9 protein-coding genes are annotated in these 8089 nt (G+C 34.9%); 8 read left to right on the top strand and 1 reads right to left on the bottom strand.

Features of this window, described 5'->3' with window-relative positions:
- Positions 1 to 118 precede the first annotated feature (118 nt).
- A complete protein-coding gene (locus HW423_RS03165; RefSeq protein ID WP_218930494.1) occupies positions 119 to 997 on the bottom strand; it encodes a MetQ/NlpA family ABC transporter substrate-binding protein in 879 nt (292 codons plus the stop codon).
- Between the two features lie 290 nt (positions 998 to 1287).
- On the opposite strand from HW423_RS03165, the gene HW423_RS03160 reads away from it, so the two are divergent.
- From HW423_RS03160 to truB, 8 genes are all read left to right on the top strand, one after another.
- The gene (locus HW423_RS03160; protein WP_218930493.1) at positions 1288 to 1728 is read left to right on the top strand and encodes a hypothetical protein; all 441 of its coding nucleotides are present in this window, start codon (positions 1288 to 1290) and stop codon (positions 1726 to 1728) included.
- Between the two features lie 198 nt (positions 1729 to 1926).
- Positions 1927 to 2400 carry a ribosome maturation factor RimP gene (gene rimP, locus HW423_RS03155; protein ID WP_218930492.1) on the top strand — a complete coding sequence of 158 codons (474 nt, stop codon included), beginning with the start codon at positions 1927 to 1929 and terminating at the stop codon, positions 2398 to 2400.
- Between the two features lie 24 nt (positions 2401 to 2424).
- A complete protein-coding gene (gene nusA, locus HW423_RS03150; protein ID WP_218930491.1) occupies positions 2425 to 3759 on the top strand; it encodes a transcription termination factor NusA in 1335 nt (444 codons plus the stop codon).
- Positions 3760 to 3791: 32 nt separating this feature from the next.
- Entirely contained in the window at positions 3792 to 4085 is a 294-nt protein-coding gene (rnpM, locus tag HW423_RS03145; protein ID WP_138403503.1) for an RNase P modulator RnpM, read from the top strand.
- Positions 4082 to 4405: a L7Ae/L30e/S12e/Gadd45 family ribosomal protein gene (locus HW423_RS03140; RefSeq protein WP_138403502.1), complete on the top strand. Its 324-nt coding sequence runs from the start codon at positions 4082 to 4084 to the stop codon at positions 4403 to 4405. The genes rnpM and HW423_RS03140 overlap by 4 nt, the downstream gene beginning before the upstream one ends.
- Positions 4406 to 4425: 20 nt before the next feature.
- The gene (gene infB / locus HW423_RS03135) at positions 4426 to 6642 is read left to right on the top strand and encodes a translation initiation factor IF-2 (protein WP_218930490.1); all 2217 of its coding nucleotides are present in this window, start codon (positions 4426 to 4428) and stop codon (positions 6640 to 6642) included.
- Positions 6643 to 6663: 21 nt separating this feature from the next.
- Positions 6664 to 7038: a 30S ribosome-binding factor RbfA gene (rbfA, locus tag HW423_RS03130; RefSeq protein WP_218930489.1), complete on the top strand. Its 375-nt coding sequence runs from the start codon at positions 6664 to 6666 to the stop codon at positions 7036 to 7038.
- A gap of 136 nt (positions 7039 to 7174) precedes the next feature.
- On the top strand, positions 7175 to 8083 hold the full coding sequence (gene truB / locus HW423_RS03125) for a tRNA pseudouridine(55) synthase TruB (protein ID WP_218930502.1): 909 nt from the start codon (positions 7175 to 7177) through the stop codon (positions 8081 to 8083).
- The last annotated feature ends 6 nt before the right edge of the window (positions 8084 to 8089 follow it).

Here is an 8089-nt window from a genome sequence, read left to right as displayed (position 1 = left end):
CCTTAAAAAACGCGCGTAGAAAGCTAGAGAAGTCTTACTTTCTACGCGCGTTTTTGTTTTTAAGAATAACTACAAACGGTATCGTTTCTTGAAGTTGTGATGATCACAAAATAAATAATTAATTACTTTCATTCTCAAGACTTGCTTCGTATTCTTCTAATAATATCCAAGCAGGAATATGACCACCATTTGAAATTTCTTCAATATAGTCTGCAACATCGTCAGATTGATATAAATCTACAATATATTGGTATAGTGGGTTGTCTTGATCTTCTTCACGAACCGTAATGGTGTTTAAGCGATTATAATTGAATGTTTCTGTATTGTGGCCATAAGAATAGATAGCATCATTTGGTTCAAAGTCAGTACTTTCTAAGTAGACCTGATGAATCACTCCCATATCAACATCGGCCATGGCAGCTGGAATTTGAGCAGCTTCCAATTCTATGATTTCATAATTATTTGGATTTTCAACGATGTCATTCACAGTAGGTAAGGCATCAATTGATTCATCTAGTTTAATAAGCTCAGCATAATCTAAGATTTGTAAGGCGTAAGAGCTACTTGCCAAATCATTTGGAATAGCAATGATCGCCCCTTCAGGTAAATCATCAATAGAATTATGCTTTTCAGAAAAGAAACGCAAAGGAGTAGCAAAAGTATTTCCAATAGAAACTAAATTTGTTTCATTTGCATCATTCCACTCATTTAAGAAGTCGGTATGTTGATAAGCGTTCATATCCAATGAGCCATCAACTAAAGAAATATTAGGAGTATTATAGTCAGTAAACAAGACTATGTCTAATTCAATGCCATCTTCCTCAGCTTTATCAGCAACAAACTCCCATATATCAGCCAATTCTTCACCGACCGTTCCGATAGTCACAGTTTCACCTACAAATTCCTCGGAAATTACCTCAGCTTTAGCAGGGGCCATTGGTTCTAAGACTAAGAATAATAACAAACCAAAAAGCAACAGTTTTATAGTTTTTTTCATTTATATAAACATCCTCTCAATTCAATATGAATAGAATTATAGCACAACTTTTTAATCATAAGAAATAAAATTGGTCTTAAATAAATATAACAGATAATAAAAATATAATATAACAGATTGATGTGTTTTTTATTCACATGAAAAAGTTTCATATTAAATTTAAGTGAATTAAACGCTGATTTAATCACATGATTTAATTGTGAAAAAGATAACAAACTTCTGGACTCGTCAAAAAAATGTGTTATAATAAGTTTATAAGAAAACTATATAGCTTAAAGGGGAGAACTGTAATGGGAAGAAAGGTTCAGAAATTTAATTTTCATTTTCATAATGGTGGCCAATGGGAAATTCCAGTAGAATTAGTCGGCGACATGTGGATTAAACGCGTTTCAACAAGTTTAGGTAGAATTAATGATGGAGAAATTGTTGAGATTCATCCTTCAGAAGCTTTCAGAATGGAATTACTACCTGAAGCAGATACTTTTCAAACAACAGATATTAATCAAGGTGGTCTAGAAGCTGGTATGTTTGAGACAGTGATTAAAAATCAAGATATTGAACGATTGACAGTCGTATGGGACAATGATGAAAGTGAAGAAGTTTACTTCCCATTCGAAGTAACTGAAGAAAGTGGTACAGTGAATAGATTTATGTCAGGAAAAATTCAAGATGAAAAATTATACTTAGTAATCGATGTAAACAATCATGTGAATGATATTTACCCAAATTAACTTGAATTAAAACCTTTGATCATATTTTGATTGAAGGTTTTTTATTTGGAATGCTTTAAAGAAGCTGTTACTTGTACATTTTAAAGATTTGTGGTATATTGGTTAAGGAATTTAGAAGAGACGGGGAGGAGTGAGCGGCGACGCTTGCTCCTTTCATATTTATAACTAAGAATTTAATTTAAAGGATGAGGTGAAATATTGAGTAAAGTTATTGAGTCCGTAGTTCCAGTAATTGAGCCAATTGTAGAATCAGAAAATTGTTATTTGGTTGATGTTGAATATTTAAAAGAGGGACCAAACTGGTACTTGAGAGTCTATGCCGATAAAGAAAAGGGAATAGATATTGAAGATTGTGCGGAAATTAGCGAAAAACTAAGTGAGGCACTCGATCAGATTAGCCCAGATCCATTTCCAAAAGCATATTTTTTAGAAGTGTCATCGCCAGGTGCTGAACGACCATTAAAAACTGAACAAGATATCTTAAATGCAGTGGGCGAATATATCCATTTAGATTATTACGTACCACAATTTGGAGAGAAATTTCATGAAGGTACTTTATTAGAAGTCACAGATGAAATGTTCCAAATTGAAGTGACAATTAAGACAAGAAAAAAAGTACTCGAAATTAAACGCGATGCGGTATCAAAACTCCGTTTAGCAATTAAATTCTAAAAAAATAATAAGGTGATTAAGAAGATGAGTAAAGATTTAGTACAAGCTATGCAGATTCTTGAAGAAGAAAAAGGAATATCTAGTCAGGTCATCAAGGAAGCTCTCGAATCGGCTTTAGTATTAGCTTATAAAAAAAGATACGATAATGCACAAAACGTAGAAGTAGAATTTGACGAAGAAAGTGGATCAATCAAAGTATTTTCAGTGAAAGAAGTCGTAGAAACTAAGTATGATCCTACTTTTGAAATTTCATTGGAAGAAGCTTTAGAAATTAATCGTGCTTATGAAATCGGCGACAAAATCAAATTCGAAGTAACACCAAACGATTTTGGTCGTATTGCCACTCAAACAGCTAAACACGTTGTAATGCAACGTATTCGTGAAGCTGAACGAGACATTATTTACAATGAATTCATTCAATATGAAGATGAGATTTTAACTGGGACTGTTGAACGTTTCGAAAAAGGAATTGTTTATATCAATTTAGATAAAGTTGAGGCAGTAATGCCTATCCGTGAACAAATTGCTGGAGAAAACTTAGAAATTGACGAACGTGTGAAAGTGTATGTGTCAAAAATTGATAAAACTCCTCGTGGACCACAAGTGGTCGTGAGTCGTTCACATCCAGATTTCTTACGCAGATTATTTGAACAAGAAGTGCCAGAGATTTATGATGGGATTGTTGAGATTGTCTCAATTTCACGTGAAGCAGGAGACCGTTCGAAAGTAGCGGTAAGATCTCGTGATGAGAATATTGACCCAGTTGGTACATGTGTGGGTCAAAAAGGACAACGTGTACAAACAATCGTGAATGAACTTAATGGTGAGAACATGGATATTATTGAGTATAGTGAAGACCCTGCAACATTTATCCGTAACGCTATGAGTCCTGCAGAAGTTATTAATGTAATTTTTGAAGAAGAAGGAAACTCTTGTATCGTTGTAGTGCCAGATTACCAATTATCGTTAGCAATCGGTAAAAAAGGGCAAAATGCTCGCTTAGCTGCGCGTTTAACATCACATAAGATAGATATTAAATCAGAAACAGCTTATGAAGAGTATTTATCAGAACAAAGTGCTGAAATCGAAGAAGATTACTTAGTTAACAATGAAGTAGAATTAACCGAAGAGTATGATGCATTCGATGAAGCTGAAATTATTGCTGATGTAGAAGAGATAGAAGAAATTGAAGAAATTGAAGAACAAGATAGTGTCAATGAACAACTTGAAGAGCAAGATCTAGATGAGAATAATTACGATGCTGAAGCTGTAGAGGACGCAATTTCTGAAGTTGAGCATGATCATGAGCAAGATTATGATGAATTACTTGAAGAGCAAGAAGAACAAGATGAATTATAATAAATAATAATTTTCATTAAAGGAGCGAACTAATGGCTGCTAAACAACGCAAACAACCAATGAGAAAATGCATTGTATCTCAGGAAATGTATCCAAAAAAAGAATTAGTGCGTGTTGTTAAATCCAAAGAAAACGAAGTTTTTCTTGATCCAACAGGACGACAAAATGGACGAGGCGCTTATATAGCACTTGAACCTGAGTTGGCATTAAAAGCAAAAAAAGAAAAAACATTTGATCGTGCATTTGGTGTGAAGATTAATGATGAATTCTATGATGAGTTATACAATTATATTGATCATCAGAAAGCTCGCAAAGAACTACTATGAAAAATGATTTAAAAAAATTAAATATGTTAGGTTTAGCTATGCGCGCCAGAGAGATTATTTCGGGAGATGAATTGGTCGAAAAAGCGGTAAAAAATAACCGCGTTCGCTTAGTATTATGCGCGAGCGATGCCAGTGAGAAAACATTAGAGAGATACCGTTCTTTAAGTGAACGAAAAGATATTCCCCTTAACACAGAATTTACTAAGTATGAATTAAGTCAAGCTATTGGTAAAAACCGTTCAATTATCGGTTTGACAAATCAAGGCATGACAAAGAAATTTTTATCTTACGATGTGGAGAGTGAGGAATCATATGACTAATTAATTAGGAAGGTGATTATATGACTAAACGCGTATATGAATATGCAAAAGAACATAATCTGACAAGTAAAGAACTACTAACTATGGCTAAGTCAAAAGGCATGGAATTCGGTAGCCATATGTCTTCAATTTCTGAAGAGCAAGAAAAGCAACTGAATAATATTATTAGTAATAAAAACAATAAGAAATCCGAAAAACCAGAAACAAACTCGAAAGAAGCAAATAAAGAAGGTTCAAACACTTCTCAAAATACGAATAAAAAAGCATCGGATAAAAACCAAGCAAAACAAAATCAACATAAAAAAGAGGAATCTAAAACGAATACTAAGCAGAATAACAACTCAAATAAGAACGCTTCTAATAACAATAAATCATCTAATCAAGCTGGACGCCGTAATCGACGCAACCGTCGCGGTAAAGGAAACAAGAATTTCAAAAACACTGAGTCTAAAGGGATTACACAACGTAAACATAAAGATTTACCAGAAAAATTAGTGTATTCCGAAGGAACAAATATTCAAGAAATTGCTAAAATGTTGCACCGGGATGCATCTGAAATCATTAAGAAATTAATGATGAACGGTGTTATGGCTAACCAAAACCAAGCACTTTCAAAAGATGTGATCGAATTAATCGCGCTTGAGTATGGTGTAGAACCAGAAGAAAAAGTTGTTGTTGATGTATCTGATTTAGATGTGTACTTCGAAGAAGAACAAGATGAAGCTAAATTAACAATTCGTCCAGCTGTTGTTACAATTATGGGTCACGTTGACCACGGTAAAACAACATTACTTGACCAATTACGTCATTCACGGGTTACAGAAGGTGAAGCTGGTGGGATTACTCAACATATTGGTGCTTACCAAGTTGAAACTGAAGACGACAATATTATTACATTCTTAGATACACCTGGGCATGAGGCTTTCACAACTATGCGTGCTCGTGGAGCGGATGTAACGGATATTGCAATTATTGTTGTAGCTGCCGATGACGGTGTAATGCCACAGACAGTGGAGGCGATTAACCATGCGAAAGCTGCTGATGTACCAATAATTATCGCTGTGAACAAAATTGATAAACCAACAGCAAATCCAGACCGTGTAAAACAAGAGTTATCTGAACACGGAATTATTTCTGAGGATTGGGGTGGAGACAACATCTTTGTCGAAATCTCAGCGAAATTCAATCAAAATATTGAAGAATTATTAGAAATGATTGTACTAGTAGCAGAAGTTCAAGAACTGAAAGCTAACCCAGATCGTTTAGCAATAGGGTCAGTTATCGAAGCACGTCTTGATAAAAACCAAGGTGCAACAGCTACATTATTAGTACAAGATGGTACTTTAAATGTTGGAGATCCGATCGTTGTTGGTAATACGTATGGCCGTGTTAGAACAATGGTTAACGATATCGGACGACGTATCCGTACAGCTGGACCTGCCACTCCTGTTGAGATTACTGGTTTACAAACAGCACCACAAGCGGGTGACTTATTCGTAGTATTCGAAGATGAGAAAACTGCACGTCAAGCCGGTGAACAACGTGCACAAGAAGCTCAAGAAGCTCAACGTAGTTTAACAAAGAAAGTAACTTTAGATAACTTATTTGAATCATTACAAGAAGGCGAATTAAAATCAGTTAACGTGATTATTAAAGCCGATGTGCAAGGTTCAGCTGAAGCATTATCTGCAAGTTTACAAAAAATTGAAGTTGAAGGTGTGCGTGTAAATGTAGTTCACCAAGCCGTTGGAGCAATTAATGAAAGTGACATTTCATTAGCCACTGCTTCAGGTGCGATTGTGATTGGATTTAACGTTCGCCCAACACCACAAGCGCGTCTACAAGCAGATTCTGAAGTTGTCGACATTAGACAATATCGTGTAATTTATGACGCTATTGAAGAAATAGAAACAGCCATGAAAGGTATGCTAGACCCAGAATATGAAGAAGAAGTTCAAGGTCAAGCGCTTGTACGTGAGACATTTACAGTGTCTAAATTAGGTACGATTGCTGGTTCATTCGTTACTGATGGCTACATTGCTCGTGATAGTCAAGTTCGTTTAATTCGTGATAACATTGTAATCTTTGAAGGTGAAATCGCAAGTTTGAAACGATTCCAAGATGATGCAAAACAAGTAGCTAAAGGCTATGAATGTGGTATCATGATTGAAAACTATAACGATGTTAAAATGGATGACGTTATCGAAGCATTCCATATGGTTGAAATAGAAAGATAACCTTTTAAGGAGGACGATACTATGGCAAAATACCGTGCAGGTAGAGTTAGACAAGAAATATTACGTGAAGTTAACAATATCTTATTATTAGAAATCAAAGATCCGCGTGTTGAAGGGGTAACAATTACCGATGTAAATGTTACTGGAGATTTACAACAAGCGACAATTTACTATAGTACTTTATCGGATAAAGCTGGTGAGAGACAAAAGACTCAAAGAGGTCTTGATGCTATTACAGGTAAAGTTCGTAGAGATTTAGGTAAAAAATTAACTTTATATAAAACACCGGAAATTAAATTTGAACGTGATCGTTCAATTGATTACGGTAGTCATATTGATTCGTTATTAAACCAAATTAAAGGTGACTATAATGAAGAAAGTGACAATGAAGCTTAAAGATTTAAACCATTCAAGTCACATTTGTGATTTGAATGGTTTTTTGCATTTCCAATCAGTTAATATAGAATAGCGGTTATGGTGGAAGTTTGATATAATCAAGTGTCGAAAAGTTTATATTAAGGAGTTAATTATGATAAATGGGATTTTAGCGGTTTGGAAACCTAGAGGCATGACAAGTCATGATGTGGTATTTAAATTGCGAAAAATGTTAAAAATGAAAAAAATCGGACATACTGGAACGCTCGATCCAGAAGTAGATGGCGTTCTAGTAGTGTGTTTAGGAAAAGGAACTCGCTTAGTTGAATTGCTGATGGACTCACCTAAAGTATATTACGGAGAGATTACCCTTGGTATGTCAACAGAAACTGAAGATGCCCACGGTGAAGTTGTTGACCATAAAGCAGTTGAACAGCCTGTTTCAATTGAAAAAATCGATAAAGCAATGTCAACTTTTGAAGGTGTCATTGAACAAATACCACCGATGTATTCAGCAGTGAAAGTGAATGGTCGAAGATTATATGAGTATGCTCGAGAAGGTTTAGAGGTAGAACGCCCAATTCGAAATACGGTCATCCATTCGTTAGAACGCGACGGCGAGCCCGTGTATAATCAAGAAATTGGTACTCAATCATGGAAATTCAAAGTAGATTGCGGTAAAGGAACTTACGTTAGAACTTTAGCTGTCGATTTAGGGAAGAAGTTGGGATATCCTGCACATATGTCGAAATTAACAAGATTAGAAACAAGTGGATTTTCAGATTCTGAGAGCTATACACTTGAAGAAATACAAACGTTAATAGATAATGAAGAAATCAAAGATAAAGTGGCTACAATTGAGACAGCATTGAAGCATATTCCCAAAACTGATTTAGACGATGAATTATATGATAAGGTAAAAAATGGACAAGTACTCTTGAAAAGCGATTTTGAGCAGGATTTTCAAGATCCAATCGCTTTCTATTATAATGATAAAATTATCGCGCTTTATCGTCAGCATCCAGAAAAAGAACTATATATAAAACCATACAAAATGTTTGTTTAAATGAAA

This window comes from Ruoffia halotolerans, assembly GCF_014049385.1.
Lineage (GTDB): Bacteria > Bacillota > Bacilli > Lactobacillales > Aerococcaceae > Ruoffia > Ruoffia halotolerans.
The sequence above is the reverse complement of the archived record's forward strand: the minus strand, read 5'-3'. Positions and strand labels throughout refer to the sequence as shown.